The sequence below is a fragment of the Bacillus sp. DB-2 genome, assembly GCF_003315125.1.
Classification (GTDB): Bacteria; Bacillota; Bacilli; order Bacillales; family Bacillaceae_G; genus Bacillus_A; species Bacillus_A mycoides.
Genome location: NZ_QNRN01000003.1, coordinates 429,784 through 452,008, shown reverse-complemented (window position 1 = coordinate 452,008; position 22,225 = coordinate 429,784). Strand labels below are relative to the sequence as shown.

16 protein-coding genes, 1 riboswitch and 1 other annotated feature are annotated in these 22,225 nt (G+C 35.7%); of the genes, 4 read left to right on the top strand and 12 right to left on the bottom strand.

The annotated features are described in order from the left end of the window. Positions 1-79: 79 nt before the first annotated feature. Both DET63_RS07710 and DET63_RS07705 read right to left on the bottom strand, forming a co-directional pair. Complete coding sequence (locus DET63_RS07710) at positions 80-1,522, bottom strand: alanine/glycine:cation symporter family protein (RefSeq protein WP_113936305.1); 1,443 nt, start codon at positions 1,520-1,522, stop codon at positions 80-82. A 222-nt stretch (positions 1,523-1,744) separates the two neighbouring features. Further along, positions 1,745-3,175: an alanine/glycine:cation symporter family protein gene (locus DET63_RS07705; protein ID WP_113936304.1), complete on the bottom strand. Its 1,431-nt coding sequence runs from the start codon at positions 3,173-3,175 to the stop codon at positions 1,745-1,747. Positions 3,176-3,476: 301 nt separating this feature from the next. Here DET63_RS07705 and DET63_RS07700 point away from each other — a divergent pair, with 301 nt between their 5' ends. Beyond that, complete coding sequence (locus tag DET63_RS07700; protein ID WP_113936303.1) at positions 3,477-4,115, top strand: NAD(P)-dependent oxidoreductase; 639 nt, start codon at positions 3,477-3,479, stop codon at positions 4,113-4,115. A 44-nt stretch (positions 4,116-4,159) separates the two neighbouring features. Here the strand turns inward: DET63_RS07700 and DET63_RS07695 are convergent, their stop codons facing one another. The 5 genes from DET63_RS07695 to DET63_RS07675 form a co-directional block, all read right to left on the bottom strand. After that, entirely contained in the window at positions 4,160-8,578 is a 4,419-nt protein-coding gene (locus DET63_RS07695; protein ID WP_113936302.1) for a putative mucin/carbohydrate-binding domain-containing protein, read from the bottom strand. A 520-nt stretch (positions 8,579-9,098) separates the two neighbouring features. After that, complete coding sequence (locus DET63_RS07690) at positions 9,099-9,566, bottom strand: GNAT family N-acetyltransferase (RefSeq protein ID WP_063218067.1); 468 nt, start codon at positions 9,564-9,566, stop codon at positions 9,099-9,101. Between the two features lie 122 nt (positions 9,567-9,688). Next, entirely contained in the window at positions 9,689-10,627 is a 939-nt protein-coding gene (locus tag DET63_RS07685) for a thioester domain-containing protein (protein ID WP_078185084.1), read from the bottom strand. 123 nt (positions 10,628-10,750) lie between these two features. After that, on the bottom strand, positions 10,751-11,590 hold the full coding sequence (locus tag DET63_RS07680) for an aldo/keto reductase (protein WP_113936301.1): 840 nt from the start codon (positions 11,588-11,590) through the stop codon (positions 10,751-10,753). A 16-nt stretch (positions 11,591-11,606) separates the two neighbouring features. Then, positions 11,607-12,770 (bottom strand): MFS transporter, encoded by a 1,164-nt coding sequence (locus tag DET63_RS07675; protein WP_161939635.1) that lies wholly within the window; start codon positions 12,768-12,770, stop codon positions 11,607-11,609. Between the two features lie 394 nt (positions 12,771-13,164). Between DET63_RS07675 and DET63_RS07670 the strand changes: the two genes are divergently transcribed. The 3 genes from DET63_RS07670 to DET63_RS07660 all read left to right on the top strand — a co-directional run bounded on the left by DET63_RS07670 (position 13,165) and on the right by DET63_RS07660 (position 15,606). Next, complete coding sequence (locus DET63_RS07670) at positions 13,165-13,512, top strand: winged helix-turn-helix transcriptional regulator (protein ID WP_000760478.1); 348 nt, start codon at positions 13,165-13,167, stop codon at positions 13,510-13,512. A 430-nt stretch (positions 13,513-13,942) separates the two neighbouring features. Beyond that, positions 13,943-14,383, top strand: a complete 441-nt coding sequence (locus tag DET63_RS07665) for a DUF1641 domain-containing protein (RefSeq protein WP_002016003.1) — start codon at positions 13,943-13,945, stop codon at positions 14,381-14,383. A 44-nt stretch (positions 14,384-14,427) separates the two neighbouring features. Then, positions 14,428-15,606, top strand: a complete 1,179-nt coding sequence (locus DET63_RS07660) for an NAD(P)/FAD-dependent oxidoreductase (protein ID WP_113936300.1) — start codon at positions 14,428-14,430, stop codon at positions 15,604-15,606. Positions 15,607-15,870: 264 nt separating this feature from the next. Here the strand turns inward: DET63_RS07660 and tyrS are convergent, their stop codons facing one another. The 5 genes from tyrS to DET63_RS07635 all read right to left on the bottom strand — a co-directional run bounded on the left by tyrS (position 15,871) and on the right by DET63_RS07635 (position 21,915). Continuing rightward, on the bottom strand, positions 15,871-17,133 hold the full coding sequence (gene tyrS, locus DET63_RS07655) for a tyrosine--tRNA ligase (RefSeq protein WP_113936299.1): 1,263 nt from the start codon (positions 17,131-17,133) through the stop codon (positions 15,871-15,873). Between the two features lie 53 nt (positions 17,134-17,186). Then, positions 17,187-17,403, bottom strand: a binding site (T-box leader). Positions 17,404-17,510: 107 nt separating this feature from the next. Further along, the gene (murB, locus tag DET63_RS07650) at positions 17,511-18,428 is read right to left on the bottom strand and encodes a UDP-N-acetylmuramate dehydrogenase (RefSeq protein WP_113936298.1); all 918 of its coding nucleotides are present in this window, start codon (positions 18,426-18,428) and stop codon (positions 17,511-17,513) included. 387 nt (positions 18,429-18,815) lie between these two features. Further along, on the bottom strand, positions 18,816-19,211 hold the full coding sequence (locus DET63_RS07645; RefSeq protein WP_000573650.1) for an SET domain-containing protein: 396 nt from the start codon (positions 19,209-19,211) through the stop codon (positions 18,816-18,818). Positions 19,212-19,319: 108 nt separating this feature from the next. Then, on the bottom strand, positions 19,320-20,822 hold the full coding sequence (locus tag DET63_RS07640) for a DUF4077 domain-containing protein (RefSeq protein ID WP_088040404.1): 1,503 nt from the start codon (positions 20,820-20,822) through the stop codon (positions 19,320-19,322). Between the two features lie 34 nt (positions 20,823-20,856). After that, positions 20,857-21,915: an endonuclease/exonuclease/phosphatase family protein gene (locus tag DET63_RS07635; RefSeq protein ID WP_002068235.1), complete on the bottom strand. Its 1,059-nt coding sequence runs from the start codon at positions 21,913-21,915 to the stop codon at positions 20,857-20,859. A 219-nt stretch (positions 21,916-22,134) separates the two neighbouring features. Continuing rightward, a riboswitch (Fluoride riboswitch) is annotated at positions 22,135-22,194 on the top strand. Positions 22,195-22,225 lie beyond the last annotated feature (31 nt).

Here is a 22,225-nt window from a genome sequence, read left to right as displayed (position 1 = left end):
TTCGTATTTTCCCTCTTCCTTTAGTTTATCAACATAAAAAAAACGAGCATCAAATTTCTCTGATGCTCGTTCCTTTTTATTATACAGCTTTTTCTTTATCTGCTACTGCTGGCTTGTCCCAGCACTCTGTATTGTTTAAACCAGGAATAGACTCCGCATAAAAGACTGGATCTTTTCCTTGTTTCTTTTGTTTTACGTAATCTGATAATGCCGCGAAAGCATACTTAGAAAGGAATACAATCGCCACTAAGTTAATAATAGCCATGATACCCATGAATAAATCTGCTAAGTCCCAAACAATTTGAATTGTTGCTACAGAACCTAACATAACCATACCAAGTACCGCGATTCGATAAACATTTAGCAAAACTTTACTTCCATTTAAAAACTCAATATTTGTTTCACCATAGTAGTAGTTACCTACTAATGAACTAAATGCAAACAAGAAGATTGCAACTGCTACAAATACAGAAGCCCACGGTCCGATATGTTGACTTAACGCTTGTTGCGTTAATTGAATTCCGTTTAAATCAGCCGCTCCAGGCACATCTGATAATAAAATAATAAATGCTGTACAACTACAAATTAATAATGTATCTGTAAATACCCCTAAAGTTTGAATGAAACCTTGTTTCACTGGATGCGTTACGTTAGCTGTCGCTGCAGCATTTGGCGCACTACCCATACCAGCCTCATTTGAGAATAATCCACGTTTTACCCCTAGTAAAATCGCAGCTCCTAATCCCCCGCCCACTACTTCTTTAATTCCGAAAGCATGTAAGAAAATTTCTTTAAATACATATGGAATTGCCGTAATGTTTGTTACAACAACGAATAATGCAACTGCTACATATATAATTGCCATTACTGGAACAATCATTTCAACCGCACGTGCAATACGTTTTACTCCGCCGAAGATAATGATTGCAAGTAAACCAGCCATAAACAGACCTACAAACTTACCATCTGTGTTAAATGCTCCATCAAAAGCCGCCGCTACTGTGTTTGACTGCACGGCGTTGAAAATCAATCCGAAACTAACTGTTATTAAAACAGAGAAGACAATCCCTAGCCAGCGTTTCTTTAAACCCTTTTCCATATAATACGCTGGACCACCACGGAATGCGTTCCCATCTTTTACTTTATAAATTTGCGCTAATGTGCTCTCTACAAATGCAGAAGCACCCCCAATTACCGCGATTAACCACATCCAGAATACCGCTCCTGGTCCACCTGCTGAGATTGCGATAGCTACACCAGCTAAGTTACCAGTACCTACACGAGAAGCTGTACTCATACAAAATGCTTGAAATGACGATACACCACTTTTTTCTTTTTGTGCTTTTCTTGTTTTTGAACTCGCTCCATCCCCAAGTAAACGAATCATTTCTCCAAAGTAACGTATTTGAACAAACTTTACTCGGAAAGAAAAATAAAGCCCAAGTCCAATTAGCATTGCAATAATAATATATGACCATAGAACATTATTTATATCCCCAATAACACTAGTTAAAAAATCCATCATTGCGTTCCCCCTCTTCATAACACTAAGAAGATTATATTCTAAAAACTTTTAACAATCAAGAATTTTCGACAAGAAATGTAAGGTTTTATGACATGAAAATGTTAACAATTATAACATCCTTATTTTTCATAAAAATTATATTAATCATCTTTTAGCCTTAATATCATTAATTACAACAAAAAAACGAGCATCGAATTCATCTCGATGCTCGCCTTTTTATTATACTGCTTTTTCTTTATCTGTTACCGCCGGCTTATCCCAACACTCTGTGTTCGTTAAACCTGGAATAGAATCTGCACTGAATACCGGATCTTTTCCTTGTTTCTTTTGTTTCACATAGTCCGCCAACGCAGCATACGCAAATCGGCCAAGAAGTGTAATCGCAATTAAGTTTGTAATTACCATTAGACCCATAAATAAGTCTGCCATATTCCATACAACTTGAAGCGTCGCAATAGAACCGAATAATACCATTCCCACTACCGCAATACGGTAAATCGTTAACCAAGTTTTACTTTGCTTAATAAACTCAATATTCGTTTCACCATAATAGTAGTTTCCTAGAAGTGAACTGAAAGCAAATAAGAAAATGATAATCGCTAAGAAGCTACTTGCCCATGGGCCAATTTGTGAACTTAATGCATTTTGCGTTAATTCAATACCTTCTAAATTTGTTGCTTTATATGCACCAGAACATAGTACGATAAACGCTGTTGATGTACATACTAAGAACGTATCTACTAAAACACCGATTGTTTGAATAAAACCTTGTTTCGCTGGATGCGTTACATCCGCTGTTGCAGCCGCATTTGGCGCACTCCCCATACCTGCTTCGTTCGCAAATAATCCGCGCTGAATACCATATTTCATTGCAGCACCGATACCGCCACCTACAGCTGAATCTAAACCAAATGCCCCTTTAAAGATTTCTGTAAACATATCCGGTATTAAATAATAATTTTTAATAACGACGAAAATTGCTACTGCAATATAAATAAGCGCCATTGGCGGAACGATCATTTCAGACATACGCGCAATACTTTTTACACCACCAAAAATAATAACCGCGACTAGTACCGCTAACACAATCCCAACAACGTAACGCTCAATACCAAAAGCATTTTTAAATGCTAATGTCACTGTATTTGCTTGTACTGAGTTAAAAATTAAACCGTAAGTAATTGTAATTAGAATAGAGAACCAAATTCCCATCCAACGTTTATTTAAACCTTTTTCCATATAATAAGCAGGACCACCACGGAAGCCACTGCCATCTTTTACTTTATAAATTTGTGCAAGCGTACTTTCTACGAAACTTGAAGACGCCCCAATAATCGCAATAACCCACATCCAAAATACCGCTCCAGGTCCTCCCATTGAAATAGCTAACGCTACCCCAGCTAAGTTCCCAATACCAATACGAGCTGCTGAACTCATACAAAACGCTTGGAAAGAAGATACACTACCTTTTTTACGTGTCTTTCCAGTTAATCCATCACTCATTAATCGAACCATTTCCCCTAAATGAGTAATTTGTACGAATTTCAATTTAATAGAAAAATAAAGACCTAAACCAATTAACATTGCAATAAGAATATATGACCAAAGAATTGTATTCGTTGACGAAACAAATTGCTCTAAAATATCCATACAATTAACCCCTCCTTTTCTCCATAAAACGAATTATATTTAAAAAACATTTAAAAATCAACATTTTTCGACAATTTACTCTTTTCCAAATGTTAGTGATTTATAACGTAACAATCTTTTTATGACTCTCCTCCCTTTAAATGTACATACTAAAACAAAAAATAAATCTACAAACAACACCATTGACAAAAACACCGACCTGTAACTATAATAGTTACATCAGGTTGTAACAAACCTAATTACAATACATTCATTTACTTTCAGATATACATTTTAACAAAACACTTTGGAGGGATTTATTATGAAAATCGGAATCATCGGAGCAACTGGTAAAGCAGGAAGTCGTATTTTAAAAGAAGCATTAGATCGCGGACATGAAGTAACTGCAATCGTAAGAAACGCTGCAAAAATTACAGAAGAAAATATAAAAGTTTTAGAGAAAGATGTATTCGCTCTTACATCTAATGACCTACAAGCATTTGATGTAGTTGTAAATGCATTCGGCGCTCCAGCCGGACAAGAACACCTTCACGTAGATGCAGGAAACGTACTTATCGAAGCTATGAAAGATGCACCTAACACAAAATTACTTGTAGTTGGCGGCGCTGGAAGCTTATTTGTAGACGAAGAGAAAACAACGCGTGTATTTGATACGCCAGGTTTCCCAAATGAATATCTTGCAACAGCTCAAAACCAAGGTAAAAACTTAGAAATCCTAAATCAAACAAATGATATTACTTGGACATTCATTAGCCCTTCTGCACTATTCGCATTAGGAAAACGCACTGGCTCTTATACAGCTGGCAAAGACAACCTTCTTGTTAATGCGAAAGGTGATAGCTACGTAAGTTACGAAGACTTTGCGGTAGCAGCACTTGATGAAATCGAAAATCCAAAACATGTAAACGAACGCTTCACAGTTGTTTCTGAAGCTGAGTAATAGAAAAAAATGCGCGTAGATCCAATATCTACGCGCATTTTTTATTATAATGTTCCCTTTACTAGTTCTAATCCACTTTGAGTGATTTTAAATACAACTTCTGCTGAAGCTACTTGTTCTGCTAACTCATTCTTTTTATACCATTTCAGACGACTTGGTTCTGCATGATACACTTTTACAACATCCCCATACTCAAATGGAGTACCATTTACTTGTTCTGCAAAATTCTTTGAGGTTTCTTGACCGTCTGCTGCTATATGCTTTTTCTCATTTCCATTTTGATCATAAATTGTAAAACCTAAATACTGTTCGTTCACAAAACGATAATGAATCACATCATTCGTAAATGTTGCATGTAATTTCTTTTCATCATGATTTAACGTAACAATAGAACGTGTGACATTGGACACACCTTGATACACCAGGCTATCTCCATACGTCACTTCAATCGGTACTTCTGTTATTGTCTTATTCCCAAAACGATCTTTCGTCTCTACTTTTACTTTTTGCTCACCGAGTTTCATTGTGTCTGGTTTCTCTACAAATCCAATTACTTCTCCGTCTTTTACTTCAACAAAGTTTTTCACTTCTAACTTTTCAGCATCTGTTCCGATTACTACTTTTTGCTGTACTGCCTTTACTTCTTGTAGAGCTTCTATTCTTTCAAAACCTTTTTCTGTTACTTTAAAGAATAATTCTTTTTCTACTTTCGCCTTACCTTGACCAGTAAAGTTATTATTTTGATACCAATTAAATCGATCCGATTCTGCATGATACACTTTTACAACGTCACCGTATTCAAATTCTAAGCCGTTAATCGCTTTTGCAAACTCTTTCGTGTTTTCAACACCTTTTACAGTCGCTTTCTTCTTCTCTATTCCTTTTTGATCTAATAATGTAAATTCAAAGTACGTTTCTTCTTTAAAATAATGGTGCACCGGATTCGAATCAGCTGTCGTACTGAATTTTTTCTGATCATGTTGCAATGTTACAATCGATTTAATATCAGTACTATAATTTAGCCCTTTAAATACCAAGCTATCCCCATACGTTACTTCTAGTGATACTTCCGTTACTTTCTTATTCCCGAAACGATCTTTCGTTTCTACCTTTACTTTTTGTTCTCCGATTTTCGTTGTATTTGGTTTCTCTACAAAACCAATCACTTCTCCATCTTTCACTTGAACAAAATCTTTTGCATTTAATTTTGCATCATCTGTTCCGATTACTATTTTTTGTGGTACTGCCTTTATTTTTTGCTGAGCTTCCATTCTTTCGAAACCTTGCTCCGTAACTTTAAAGAACACTTCATGAACGCCATACTGTGCATCCACGAATTCATTCTTTTTATACACTTTAAATCTATCAAACTCTCTTTGATACACTTTTACTATATCGCCATATTCGAACGACATTCCCTTAAATTGCTCTGCGAATGCTTTCGTATTTTCAGACGCTTTTACAGATACTGCTTTCTTCTCTTTCCCATCTTTATCATATACAGTCATTCCCATATATTTCTCATCCGCAAATGAAGTATGCATTTTACCTTCTGAATCTGTTGTACCGAATTTCTTCTCTTCATGGTTCAAAGTTACAACCGATTTAATGTTTGTTCCGCCATAACTTGTACCAAAGAACATAATGCTATCTCCGTAAATTACTTCTAACGGCACTTCTGTCACTTTCTTATTTCCAAAACGATCTTTCGTCTCTACCTTTACTTTTTGCTCACCGATTTTTGATGTATTTGGTTTCTCTACAAATCCAACTACTTCTCCATCTTTTACTTCAACAAAGTTTTTCGCTTCTAACTTTTCTACATCCGTTCCGACTACTACTTTTTGTGGATTTTCTTTTACTGTTTGCTCACCGTCTAACCTTTCAAATCCATTTCCAGTAATTTTGAAGACTAATTCCTTTATCTCTTTACTATTTCCTTCTCCCACATATAAATCTTTTTGGTACCAATGTAAACGAGAAGATTCTGCATGGTATACTTTCACAACATCTCCATACTCAAATGCAAGTCCATTTACTTCCTTGGCAAAAGCTTTCGTATTCTCCAAACCTTTTACCGCTATATTTCCCTTCTCTTTTCCCTCTTTATCGTACAGTGTGAATTCAAAATACTTCTCATCTTTAAAGTAATCATGAATCAGATTCTTTGTATCTGTTGCACCCAGTTTTTTCGTATCATGATGTAACGTTATAATTGACTTCATATCGTCAGTACCATAGCTTAATCCATATACAAGTAAGCTATCTCCATATGTTACTGTTAGAGGAACTTCCGTCACTTGCTTATTTCCAAAACGATCTTTCGTCTCTACTTTTACTTTTTGTTCACCAATTTTTGATGTATTTGGTTTTTCTGCAAAACCACTCACTTCTCCATCTTTTACTTGTACGAAGTTTTTCGCTTCTAACTTTTCAGCATCTGTTCCAATTACTACTTTTTGCGGTACTGCTGTTACTTCTTGTAAACCATCTTTAAATTCGAACCCTTGCGGAGTGATTTGGAATAATTTTTCTTTTTTATTTTTAGCATTTCCTTGATCTACAAGTGCGTTATTTTGATACCACTTCAAACGGTCTGGTTCTGCATGGAATACTTTTACTACATCACCATATTCAAAATCCAATCCATTTAGTTCAAGCGCAAATCGTTTTCCATTTTCTTGCCCTTCTGCCGATACACTTTTCTTTTCAATCCCATTTCGATCATATACCGTTAAGCCCATATATTCTTCTTTTTCAAAACGGTAATGTATTTTATTATTAGTAAAGTTTACATTTATTTTTTTTTCATTGTGACGAAGCATCACTGTCGACATTACTTCATTTGAAAGTCCTTGAAAAATTATACTGTCACCATAAACTCCATTAACTTGGACAGGAATTGAATTTTTATTTCCTTTCTCATCTTCAATTTCTACTAACACTTCCTGTTTTCCATTCTCTAATTTAGGCCATATGATCTTACCTGTTACTTTTACATTCTCACCTAAATTTTGAACGAGTTTACTCGCCTCGTTTTCATCAGAATCCGTACCAACTAAAAGGTTTTGCACCTCATTAGCAGGTTCACCATACGGAACCTTATACGGTTCAACTTGCCTCTCGCGAATATCATTACTATCAGTAGCTTTCCATATTTCTTTTTCTAATTTAGGTAAATTTAATTTTTCTATCTTCTCTCTAGTATCATCATTTGGCGTTAATCCCCATTCCTCAAAGAAAGGAATTAAATTTTGCCCCGCCACTTTTGATGTCATATAAATAAATAGTTGCTTTTTCTCTTCATCAGAATTAGGCATTTCACTCTGAGGCAACAAACGATAAGCTTGATGTAACCTAGGATAAAAATGTTCTCCATACACTACATTTAATTGCCAAAACATTGTAAGAGGATTGATTTCATCAATGACCCTTTCTGCTTTAGGTCTCTCTAAATACTCAAATGACTCTTTATAGTGCTCATCCATTTCTAATTGATTCCCTAATGCCTTTTGAACAGCTAATGAGTAAATATTTACTGTGACTTCCCTTACTTTAGACCACTTCCAAGGTTCTTGCTGATGTAAATGTCCAACTTCATGCCATGGTCCCCAGCCATCCTTTTCAAGTACTTCTAAATCTAAAACTCTATTCATTGCCGTCGGGATATATCCTGTATGATAATTTGTCGCAAACATAAAGTTCCCTTCAGCAGGCTTCCGTTTTTCAACAAACTGAACATAATGAGTTGGAGATTTTGCAACCCCAACACCGTCCTCAGATAATCCTGCCACCGCGTTTTCCAAACGAATAATCTTATCGTGTAATTTCATTAGCTCTGTTGGATCCGTATTCTTCATATATTTCTGCACAGAATCGTAAGTAGTAGTAATTAAGCTTCGCTCACCTTTTAATTCAACTGCATAAGGATCCTTATATTTTTTTAACATTTCATCCCAATCTTTTTTCGTATGTTTACCTAAAATAAACAAAGGGAAATGGCTACCACCATTCGTAACTGAAGCTGTTACCTCTCCTTCGTTATTCATATTATAAAAATATAAAATACCGCCTCTTGGAGATGAAATAACGTTTTTCCCTGGTTTTAAATCAAACTCTTCTGGATCCTTTTCATCATAAGATCTCGTTCCTATGAAAGCTTGAATAGACTGCGTTTCTTTTATGTCAATTGTAATCTCTTCATTTGGCGCTGCATAAATTCCAGTTGGCTCATTAGCAGAAAGTTTCCAAGTAACTCTTAAACGTTTATTTTCTTCATCTACGCTACCTTTACCCGGCAACTGAAACGTCCTCTGCTCAAATTTATTCTCTTCTAAATTCCCACCCTTATTTTCTTCCAAAGGTGCTGCATATACTTTTGATGCTTCGAAAGCTACTGGCGATAATAATGTAGATATACATATTCCAGCTACTAATACCCTACTCGTCTTTTTCTTCGACATAATCTGTGTCCCCTATTCTTTTTGTAATGCAAACCATCATAGATATATTCATTTACTGCAAAATCAATTTATCCTTATACACTCATTTAAAATACACAACAAAACTTCGCGCCCCAATACCGCTTAACTTTATTCCCTATATGTATTCGCTTTTTTATATAACAAAAACTTTTAAGTCTAAAATTCCGCCTCATCTTTCTCTATGTTTTATGATGAGTTCTCCTTTTTTCATCACGGGTAATGATAAGAAATACACCTAACAAGTATTGTTGTCTATACATGAAAAATGTGTATAGAAATATTGTTTTTTACAATTCATTCATAGGCATCCATCTATGGACAGTTTTTCCAAAATGAATTGTACATGATTTCTTTCTCGTTAGATAGCCTTTTCGATTAGATTAATATTACAATTTTATGAATTTAATCCAAAAATCGTAATGTTTAGATTTCTAATTTTTAATGTTATTTTAAAATAAAAACCTGTCCGAAAGATACTATTCTTTCGGACAGGTTTTTATTAATCCAGCATTCGTTTCATTATAAATCCTTTTCCATGTAACCACTCATCCTCTATTTCACCGGTTAAATGGAATCCAATTGATTCATATAATTTTTGCGCGAGTTTGTTTTCTGGATGTATGCTTAAATACATCACTTTGTAATTATATTCTGTTTTAAAATGCTCCATTAACAAATGCAATAATGGTTTTGCATACCCTTTTCCTTGGCATGCACTATCGATGACAAATTGATTTAAATATACAGCCTTTTCTTCTTCCTCAAACCAGCCATACATTGCATATCCAATAGGCACATCGTCATCATATAGACCTACTGAAATTGCATCTTCTTTATATTTTGTTTCAGCATCAACTAAACAATTTTCAACTGTACTTTCAATAAATTTATGCTGTTCTTCTGTTACTTTTAAGTTAGCAATTTTATGCCGATTTTCTTTCGTTATTTCACGAATACGAAGTTTCATTTTTTATCTCTCTTTCTAATTTCTTGTTTCCATTATACCGTGCGGATCAAAACATTAATGCTGGCGATATAAGAAATCCAAAGCATGCAAAAAAGCACTGGCAAACGCCAATGCTTTTTCCACTATCTTTTAATTTGATTCGGTTTATGTGGTTCATTTGGTGTATAGGGTTTATTTGGTTTATTATCATGACCATTTGCTTTCTTCCAACTTACCGCCAACTCTGGACTTGTTTTCTCTTCACTACGCTCAAGTAATACAACCGCATTTTGAATAGTCGGTGTACCTTTATGTGCAATTCCTTGTAGTTTCGTTAAATTCCCTGATACTTTAAAGCTAAATCCACCCGATGGTGTTTGTTTCGGAATTAAAATGCGGAACTTTTCTCCTACATTAAATTCTGTTTTTCCCTCGCCTTTTTCATTTACGAACTTCGCGCCTTCTGGTGCACCTGTTGCTTGCACTTTATACGTTCCACTTTTTGCATTTGTTTGCACTGTGTATAAACCTGTTTCAAAAAACTCATTTTTTAATACTGCCTCTTGTTCTTCTGATGGTACTACACTCATCGTAATTTCTTGTAGTTCTTCACTAGCGTTTGCTTTCGCAACGATATCTTTCGTTACTTTTTCTACATTTTTATTACGGAAATCTAAATCGTTAATATCAATTTGTTTTAACGCATTCCACACCGCGAGCTGCGTTGCGTAATGTGCCTCTCTCCAATCGGAAACGCCTAATTCTTGTGGACTCTTCTGCGGATACCCGTTTAATAGTACACGGTATACGTTAATATCTACTTTACCCATTTCAGGTAAGTCTTGACCGCTCGGAGATTTCAAATCTACATTTAAGCAAAATGCAATTTTTCCATCTGCCGTTTTAATAAGCTCTGTTCGAATTGGTTTCTTCTTTGACCTACTATAACTCCAATCCATTTCATACTTCGTATGATCCATAACTTCCGCGAATGCTTTTTGAAGCGGGAATAATAAGTTCGCAAATACAAATAAAACACTCAAAAAAGCGGCCATTATCTTGAACGATCGTTTTATATTCATGTCTACAACCCCTTATAAAATAACAAATTTACTACTGTTTATTATTTAGTTAGAAATGTTTTTTATGCATAAGTAAAATAAAAAAGAGTGCAAACTATTTGCACTCTTTCTTCCACTATAAGTTTAGAAATCAAAGTTATCAGGATCTGGACCAACGCGGTGGTTCTGATTTAAAGCATCAATCTTTTCCATATCTTCTTTTGTTAATTCAAAGTCGAATATATTAGCATTCGCAATAATACGCTGTTCTTTCGTTGATTTCGGAATCGTTACAACTTCATTTTGAAGATCCCAACGTAAAATGATTTGCGCTGTTGTTTTACCGTACTTATCAGCAACTTCTTGTAAAGTTTCATTATCTAATAATTGCCCTTGCATAAGTGGTGACCATGCTTCCATTTGGATTCCTTGTTCTTTACAGAAAGCTTGTAGTTCTTTCTGCGTTAAACGCGGGTGATACTCTACTTGGTTAATCATCGGCTTAATTTCCGCACCTTCCAGTACGTCTTTCAGATGATGGATTTGGAAGTTACTTACGCCAATTGTACGCACGCGTTCTTCTTTATAAAGTGTTTCTAACGCTCTCCACGAATCTTTATATTTCCCTTCAACAGGCCAATGGACAAGATATAAATCTAAATAATCTAGTTCTAATTTTTTTAAGCTCTCTTCGTATGCAGCAAGTGTCGTTTCATATCCTTGATCTGCGTTCCACACTTTTGAAGTAATGAATAAATCTTCTCGAGAAATTCCTGCTTCTTTTATACCAGCGCGAATGCCTTCTCCAACTGCTTTTTCATTTCCATAAATCGCAGCTGTATCAATGCTACGGTATCCTTCTTTAATGGCTACTTTCACAGCCTCTACAAGTTCCGGTCCATCTTCTACTTTAAATACACCTAAACCGAACCAAGGCATTTCCACACCGTTATGCAATGTTGTTTTACTTTGTAAATTTTTCATTATATTTTTCTCTCCTTTATTTTGCTTGATCTCTTTTTTCTAAGTTCATACTCCAAGCTGTTAAAATAACAGCGCCTACTACCATAATGCCGCCTACCCAAGCTGTATGAATTAATCCTAACGAGTTCGTTACAATACCGCCCAAATAAGCCCCAAGAGCAATTCCTGCGTTAAATGCTGCAATATTCATTGCTGATGCGATATCAACGGCACTCGGCACGAAACGCTCAGCCAATATAACGACATACACTTGTAGTCCTGGAACATTCATAAACGCGAATAGCCCCATAAAAATAATTGTGATAAGCCCCGCTACTTGAAACGGCGCTGTAAATGTTAGTACGAATAATACAATTGCTTGAATAAAGAACATGTAAAATAGTGCACGAATTGGATTATGATTCGATAATTTTCCGCCGACCATATTCCCAATCGCAATTGCAATCCCGTACACTAACAAAATGATTGTAACGGTACTCGATTTAAATCCTGTTACTTCTTGTAATAGCGGAGATAAATACGTAAATGTTACGAATGTTCCTCCGTATCCTAATGCAGTAATGACGAAAACAAGTAAGAGTCTTCCGTTCGTGATAAGTTTGAATTGATCACGAAATGATACTCGTGTACCCTTTTTTAAGTTAGACGGAATTAACATGCTGTTTGCGACTAAGGCAACAATTCCAATGACCACAATCACCATAAAAGATGCTCTCCAGCCAAATTGTTGACCAATAAACGTTCCAATTGGTACACCTGTAATCGTCGCAACGGTTAAACCAGTAAACATAAATGCTATTGCACTAGCACGTTTATTCTCTGGTACAAGCGCAGCCGCAATTGTGGATCCGATCGACATAAAAACGCCGTGTGCAAACGCAGATACGACCCTCGCCATAAGCAACACAGTAAAACTTGTTGCCACTGCCGCAATTCCATTACCAATAATGAAAATAATCATAATCCACATTAATAACGTCTTTCGCGACATACTAGCTGTTAATGACGTTAATACTGGGGCACCAAACGCTACCCCTAATGCATATAAAGAAACGGTTAAACCCGCTGTTGTAACAGAAACATGTAAATCTTCTGAAATAGATGGTAATAAACCGACACTAATAAATTCGGTTGTACCAATTCCAAACGCACTAATTGCTAGTGCTAATAAAGCAAACATACTTCTTCGATTCGTCTGTACCGCTGAAGAAGATACTGTATATGAATTCAATTGAACTCCTCCTTAATGCGAGAAATCCAATCATAATAGTGTGATAAAAAGGCCTTTTTATCTTCTACAAAAATAATGTTACTGCTGATATATGCTATTATGAATGGCTTCACTCTTTTTTTGAAGAACGCACTTTAAAGTACGATAGGTACCAAAAAGTAACATAGGCACTTTTTAGTACCGTACTACTCATTTCCCTCTTACGTATGCTATTATGGAACATATTCAACATGATAAAAAGTACGTACTTTAAAGTGCTATAGGTACTTTTTAGTAACATTTAAATTATTTGGCTTCTTTTGTTGGAGAACTGAAATCTACATTCATCAAAGGAGATTTTTATATGAAGAAATATAATATTCCCGTTGAAGCGACTTTAGAGGTTATCGGCGGAAAATGGAAAGTCGTTATTCTTTGCCACTTAACGAAAGGTACAAAGAGAACGAGTGAATTAAAACGTCTCATGCCTGGTATTACACAAAAGATGTTAACACAGCAATTACGCGAATTAGAAGAAGACGGAGTTATTCAAAGAAAGGTATACAATCAAGTACCACCGAAAGTAGAATATTCTCTTACAGACTACGGTTGGTCTTTAGAATCCATTCTTGATTCTCTTTGTACTTGGGGCGAATGCCACCTTGAAAAAAGCGGTAACACATCAATGCTAATTACAGAAGGTGAACAATAAAAAAAGGAAAAAATGAACATAAATTTGTCCATTTCCTCCTTTTTTTCTTTATATATATGTACATTTTTAAGATAGATAAAATAATTTATGCGCTTTCATGCCTTGTCAGTACTAGGTTACAGAATCAATATCAAATAATTAGGAATCATTTTTATGTTAACATACGTGTATATAGTATATAATATAGGATATATATTATATACACTTTCCGATAAGGGAACTTTCCATTATGCGGACAAGCCATGTATCGGACAGTTCATAAATAATAGGTAGGACATTATGGTTTTGGATTTATGATTTCAGCTTACTTGCTGTCATAAATTTAAAGGCATTTTATTGTGCTTTGTGAAACTTTGTATAAAGTTTCGCAAGTGTTTACTATCTTATCTATCAAAAATAAGAGTATTGCTATCGTAAAGGAGAATTGGAGATGCCAGAAACTATGACTCAAACAAAGCCAGAACAAGAAACTGTACAAATTTCTGCTAGCCAAGGACAACTTGATGTACTTGATCAGTTGTTAAAACCTGAGGTACAAGAATCATTAACAACACTAGTGGAACAGCTTCCAAAATTAACTGAGCTTGTTAACATTTTAACTAAGTCTTATGACTTCGCTCAAACTGTTGCTACTGATGAAGTATTAAAAAGCGACACTGTTAGTGCAATCACAGAGCTTGTAGAACCTGTAAAAGATACAGTGAAAAGCATGGCTGCAACTGCTATCGAAGCGAAAGATCGTGCTGATGAAAGCAACGAAGTTATCGGCCTGTTCGGTCTATTAAAATTATTAAAAGACCCACAAGCACAAAAAATGTTCCGCTTTGTGAACGCATACCTTCAAATTAGTGCAGAACGTAACAATAAATAATTTAACTTATAACAACAATTAGTAAAGACGGGGGATATCATACTATGTCAAAACAAATTGTCATCTTAGGCGCTGGTTATGGCGGTCTTCTTGCCGCTTTAAACGTACGTAAATATTACAGCAAATCAGAAGCACAAGTTACAGTGATTAACCAATACCCAACGCACCAAATCATCACTGAACTACACCGCCTTGCAGCTGGTAACGTTGCTGAGCAAGCAATTGCAATGCCACTTACAAAGCTTTTCAAAGGTAAAGACATCGATCTTAAAATTGCAACAGTTGAGTCATTCTCAGTTGATAGCAAAGAAATCAAACTAGCTGGTGGCACTACGCTATCTTACGATGCACTTGTAGTTGCTTTAGGAAGTAAAACTGCTTACTTCGGTATTCCAGGACTAGAAGAAAACAGCATGGTATTAAAATCTGCTGCTGATGCAAACAAAATCTACAAACACGTTGAAGACCGTATTCGTGAATACGCTAAAACGAAAAACGAAGCTGATGCTACAATCGTAATCGGTGGTGGCGGATTAACTGGCGTTGAGCTAGTTGGTGAGCTTGCTGACATTATGCCTAAACTTGCAAAAAACCACGGCGTAAATCCAAAAGAAGTTAAACTTCTTCTTGTTGAAGCAGGTCCAAAAATCCTTCCAGTATTACCAGACCACTTAATCGAACGTGCAACTGCTAGCTTAGAAGCACGCGGTGTTACATTCTTAACAGGTCTTCCTGTAACAAACGTTGCTGGTAATGAAATTGACTTAAAAGACGGTCAAAAAATCGTTGCTAACACATTCGTTTGGACAGGCGGCGTACAAGGTAATCCATTAATTGGTGAATCAGGTCTTGAAGTAAACCGCGGTCGTGCAACTGTTGATGCACATCTACAATCTACTTCTCACAAAGACGTATTCGTTGCTGGAGACAGCGCTGTTGTCTTCTCTCCAGACGGTCGTCCATACCCACCAACTGCACAAATCGCTTGGCAAATGGGTGAGTTAATTGGATACAACTTATACGCAGCACTAGAAGGCAAAGCATTCGAAGAGTTTGCACCTATCAACTCTGGAACACTTGCTAGTCTAGGACGTAAAGATGCTGTTGCTACAATCGGAGCAAGCAATACTCCGCTTAAAGGCCTACCAGCATCATTAATGAAAGAAGCAAGTAACGTTCGTTACTTATCACACATTAAAGGTCTATTCAGCTTAGCTTACTAATCTGAATATAAGCCCGAATCATGCCCTGCATGATTCGGGCTATTTTTATCCCGCTATTTGCGGGCTGATAATCAGTGGGGATGAACAACCCCCCCCACTGATTAAAGTTTCACTTTATCCGTAATTTTCTCTAACTTATTCATTCGGCAAAAGAATAATATAACCTCTTTAATTATCGAAACATACTGACTTTTTTGTGTCGAAATTGTGTATATGAAAAGAGCGGAAGTAGATATCTTCCCTACTTCCGCTCTTTCACAAGAACTATTCTCCTAATTCCACTAAGCTGTAGTTCTTCTTCCCTTTACGAATAATGATGAATCGTCCATCAAATGAATTTTCTACAGTAACATCCCTACTGACATCCGTTACTTTTTCACCATTCATAGATATAGCCCCATTATTAATATCTTCACGCGCTTGACGTCTAGAAGGTTCAATTCCTAAATCAACTAGCCACTCTACGATATTTTTCGTCTCTTTTGAAGATTGGAATGTCGGCATCTCTTTAAAGCCTTGTTCAATTTCATCAGCTGTTAACGACTTAATATCTCCGCTAAATAACGCTACTGTAATTTTCACTGCCTGTAAAAATGCTTCTTCTCCATGAACGAATTTCGTCATTTCTTCTGCTAATACTTTTTGCGCTTCACGTTTATGAGGCTCTGTTTCTACTTTCACAGCTAATTCATCAATTCGCTCTTTCGTTAAGAACGTAAAGTATTTCAAGTATTTAATTACATCACGGTCATTTGTATTCACCCAAAACTGGTAAAATTCAAACGGTGTTGTCTTTTCAGGATCAAGCCAAACCGCACCACCTGCTGATTTACCAAACTTCGTACCATCTGATTTTAATAATAATGGAATCGTTAATCCGAATACTTTCGCTTCATGACCTTCTAACTTACGAATTAAATCTAGACCACTCGTAATATTTCCCCATTGATCACTACCACCAATTTGCAATTGAACATCTTCTTTTGTGTATAAATGATGAAAATCCATCGCTTGCAAGATTTGGTACGTGAATTCTGTGAAAGAAATCCCTGTATCTAAACGACTTGCGACAATATCTTTCGCTAACATGCTATTTATGCTAAAGTTTTTTCCGTAATCACGTAAAAACTCGATAATGTTTATTTTATGTGTCCAGTCATAGTTATTTACCATCTTCACTTCGCTATTCCCGCCAAAGTCAAATAGCTTTTTCATTTGCGCTGTTAACGCATCTACATTATGCTGCACCACTTCTAAAGTTTGCAGTTGACGCTCTGATTGACGTCCACTTGGATCACCAATTGTTCCTGTTGCCCCGCCAATTAAAATAACCGGATGATGACCAGCTAATTGGAATCTCTTCATCATCATAAACGGAATCAAATGTCCGATATGCATACTATCACCAGTCGGATCAACTCCGCAGTATAGTGAAATCTTTTTCTCTTCTACTAACTTACGTAAACCTTCTTCATCTGTCTGCTGATTCACAGCACCGCGCCATTCTAATTCATCAATAATATTCATCTTTTGTCATCCCCTTTATTTTTTTGAAAACAAAAAAGCCCCTATGTCTACGACATAGGGACGATTATTCACCGTGTTACCACCCAGTTTGCATAAATAGCATAGCTATTCATACCACTCTTAGCAATAATATCGATTGCTAGTCCGCTTAGCGTTACCTAAGATACTCCAGAGTGTAATTCACAAGTTTGTTTGTGCTAGGTTCCAGCAATCCCTAGCTCTCTTTGATAACAGTGACAAACTGCTACTGGGCTCTTTCAACGTATAATTTATTTGTTAAATTATTAGCCATTATATTGAATCAAAATCAAATTGTCAACAATACCCAAATGTTATTTCGAAATAATTCATACTTTTATACGTTTTTTATTCAAAGATTACTGTAGATTTTCTCCAATAATCCTTACTTCTCTCTCTAATTTCACACCGAATTTTTCTTCAACTGTCTTTTGTACAAAATGAATTAAATCAATATAATCTTGTGCAGTTCCGTTATCAACATTCACCATAAATCCAGCGTGTTTTAAAGAAACTTCCACTCCGCCAATTCGCTTACCTTGTAGTCCTGATTCTTGAATCAATTTACCAGCAAAGTTATTTGGTGGGCGCTTAAATACACTACCACATGAAGGATATTCTAGAGGCTGTTTTGACTCACGTTTAAACGTTAAATCATCCATTTTTTCTTTAATTTCTTCACGCACACCTTCTTCAAGCTCAAATCTCGCTTCAAGAATAATATAATGGTTGTTTGCAAATACACTCTTACGATATCCAAATTCAAATGCTTCTTTCGTTAAAGTACGTAGCTCTCCATCACCTGTCATTACGACAGCTTCTGTTAATACAAACGATACTTCACCGCCGTAAGCACCAGCATTCATATATAATGCTCCGCCAACTGAACCTGGAATACCACAAGCAAACTCAAGACCCGTTAAATTATGATCTAATGCAATACGTGATACATCAATAATTGCTGCACCACACTGTGCTACAATCGTCGTTCCTGTTACAGTAACACCTGTAATATGAATTAAACTTACTGTGATCCCACGAAGACCACCGTCTTTAATAATAACATTCGATCCGTTTCCTAAAAACGTAACTGGAATATTGTATTGATTCGCATACTTTATAACTTCTTGAATTTCATCATAATTCGTAGGAGAAACGAACACATCCGCTTTCCCGCCCACTTTAATATGCGTATGATTCTTTAACATTTCATCTTGCTTCACATGACCTTCAGGCAATACTGTACTTAAATATTTATAAACCTCGTGCATATTCATTTTACAATTCCTCTATTTCTATAATCTTTTTATCCCGCTATATACGGGTCCATAATATCCCCACATAAAAATGCATTACAAAACAACAGCTAATGTGGTGAATACAGTGTACATAAAGCACACCTATAAACCTCTTAAATTATAAGAGGTTCCACTCATATTAAAATATATATCGCATAATAAAGCAACCCAAATGGACTACTAAACTTGACATGTAACCATATAGACAACAATTTGTAAAATATATAGGTTTTTCAAAGTAATACCCTTCAATATCTTACTATACCATACGAAAGAAAAGTGGTATTTTTTTGTAATCTTTACTTTATTTTCATCAATAAAAAAAGAGCACATCCCACAGAATGTGCCCTTTCTATACTTTTTAACTTATTTTTCGTTCTCTTCTTTTTCCTTATCAAACCATAATAGCTCATCGTCATCAACTTCACCATTATAATTGATTAGAATCTCTTCTCCCGCTTTTATATCTTTATAAGCAAAGAAGTTAAACGTATGATTCTCAAAGACAATATCATACGTTGCATTCGGATTATATGCATGATTAAATAACATGCCGTATCCTAACAGGAATGCCGTATGATTTACCCCATACTCAAATGCGTAGTCAGCAAGTAACGTTTTCTCAATGTGTTCATGCTGTTCATTCGGATAAGAGATAACTGGTGCTGAGTGTATCAACTCACCCTTTTTAATATCACGAGTTGCAAATACACCTCTATTAAATTCTCCATCACTAAGTTCAGAAGTCTTAACTTCAATCATATGCGTCACCTATATATTTCTTTCTTCGAAGTATTTTTCTCCTTAAGCTTGGCAGAAAATGCGGAGAAAAGCAATTAAATTCCTATCAAGTGCTCTTTTTCATCGATATTATTTTTCTAGAATATCTTCTAGCAATTTCACTTGCTCGCTAACAGTATGTAACGTCTTCACCGATGTATCATTTCGATGCTTTTCTTCTTCAACACTCGCTAACACTTCTTCCGTAGCTGCAGAAGTTTGTTGAATTACGTTAGAAGCATGTGTAACGTCCTTTACGATATTCGTCGTTTTAGCTTGGAAACTTTCTTGATGACCAACAATCTCCCTCATTACATCATTAATCGCATCAATAAACTTCCCTAAATCCGTTACATTCGTCAAAACACTTGCTAACATTTCGTTACATTCTTCTTGTACTCTTTCTGACTTCTCTACCTGCACTTCTACTTTACTTGCTTGATTACTAAACTCCTTCAAAATCCCTTGAATTCTCCCCGCAGAACGATTCGATTCTTCAGCAAGCTTTAATACTTCATTCGCTACAATAGCAAAACCTTTTCCATGCTCGCCTGCCCTTGCAGCCTCAATATTTGCATTTAAAGCTAGCAAACTCGTCTGACTTGAAATATTCGTGATTACATCTACAATTTCATTAATTTGTTTCGATTGTGTCATTAATTCTCTAAATATCGTTCCTGATTGTGAAACAACATCATTTAAACTTCTCATGTTAGCTTCAAAATTTCTTAAAGTATTTACACTACCCTTTGAGATTTCCAAACTTTTATCAACACGCATCGACGCATTTCTTACTTGAGAGATGATTTGGTCAATATTTCCCTCCATATCATTCAATACTTCTACTGAACGTGACATCATCTCTGATTGCGATTGAGTTCCCACTGCTACTTCTTCAAAAGCAAAGTTAATTTCACTCATTGACTCCATCGATGTATTCATATTTTGTCTTAAATGATTGAAATTACTATCTAACTTCACAACAGTCTCCTCAATAAGCCTTTGCGTTTCTTCTAACTCCTGAGCTTTCTTCATCACCGCTTGCTTCTCATCCCTTAAACGAGCCAAAAGATTAGAACCAATCTTTGTGACACCCCACATAGCGATCGTTACAATCGCTAACAAGCTTGCGAAATTTGCAGCTTCAGATGACGCTGTATACGCAAAAAATTGATTTGGCCAATAACTACAAAGTATAAATGTAACAACAACTGCTACCCCGCCAAGGATTAAAATAAGACGTTCACTCAAATAAATAAGTGAAACCGCTAATGTAAAATAGATCATTTGAAATACAGCTGGGCTTTCATTAAAAGCTTGTACCATAATGAAAGACATAATAAGTAGCATACATGTCATGATGTATTTATACATTGCTTCCATACTTTCTATAAAAGTAAGCAGCGTTCCAAATACTACGATAGAAATACCACACATCCAAAATGCTATTGCTCTCTCTGTAAAAATATATCCGTAATACCCAATCGCGATTATCCCAAGGAAGAAACTACAAATCGTGATAAACAACAATAAATGATTTTTCTGCGATTCTTTCTCAAGGTTAGAAAAACAAGTTCTCTTTAACCACTCCATATATGAAGCCCCACCTTCTACTCATACGTATCGATTACTTCAGCTTGAATACCGCACTCACTGGGTTATGATCGCTATTTTCAAACTTCAAATCTTTCCCTTGTACATTTACAATTTCAACATTCGGTGAAACGATAAAGCCATCAATAATCGTGACAAAGTTTTCACCTTCCACGTATTTCTTTACATCATCTCTCACAGTCATAACAGACGGATCTACAGCCCACTTAAAGCCACCATCAGTAAAGTCCTTCGGTAATTCTACTAACCACTCAGGACGCTCTTTCACAAACTTAGGATCGCTTAACTGAACGTTAGAAAGTAATTGATTCCAGTCTCCGCCCATTATGACATAATCACCATTTTCATAATGCTTGTTCATATATTTTTTTAAATATTCTACTTGCTGTTTTCTAATTTTCCCGCCTTCATCATAAGCAGATAAATGTAGATTTACGAGTCTAACAAATTTCCCATTATTAACAGGTATTTTATGTTCAACAATCGCTCGGTCTAAATCAAATAAACGCTTTGGCCACGGCTCCATTCCAGGAAGCTGAAATCTCTTCGCTGTTTGAACCGTATATTTAGAAAATGTACTTAATCCAGCTTCAGCATATCCCATTGGATTTGTTATTGGCACCGGAACCCATTTCGTATCGTAGTTCTTTCCGAATGACGAAGCATAATCAGGTAATCCTTTTTTCAAAAATTCATGCCCATTTACATCAAATGATCGCATTGATTTTATATCTGTTTCTTGTAATAGTGCAAAATCACTATTCTCATTTTGTAAAAACGAAAGCATATTCTTTAAGTTAGTTTCCGTTTGTTCTTTACTACTTGAACCAGACCCTTTTCCCCCATCCATAAAGAAGTCTTGATCCTTATCTAGTCCAGCATATCCAATATTAAATGTTGTAACTTTAAATTCATTTCCAGGCGCAATTACGCGCTCCTTATTGTTTTCCACCTTCAAGCTTATAACATCAGCCGGCTGTTCTTTTGTAAGTGTCATATACGCTAAAAACCCACCTACAACTCCCACCCCTACTAAAATACATATAAGTACTATTTTTAATAATTTTTTCAAACAAACGACTCCTTTTCTAAAACATACGATTTTACTTTTCTTTATTTTCAGTTAAATAAAAAAATGACAGACATACGAAACATTTTATCACACCGAAAACCTTATATCACTATATTTAGTTTATAAGTAATGATTCCTTATCTTAAACTATTATATAAATACAAAATGCACTAACTTCTCCACTGGAAATTAAACGCAATGTTTAGTACACTATATGTAATAATCATAGGCGATGGAGTTCGCCATAACCGCTGCTTAGCTAATGACTCCTACCAGTATAACTACTGGTAGGAGTCTATTTTTTTGAGCA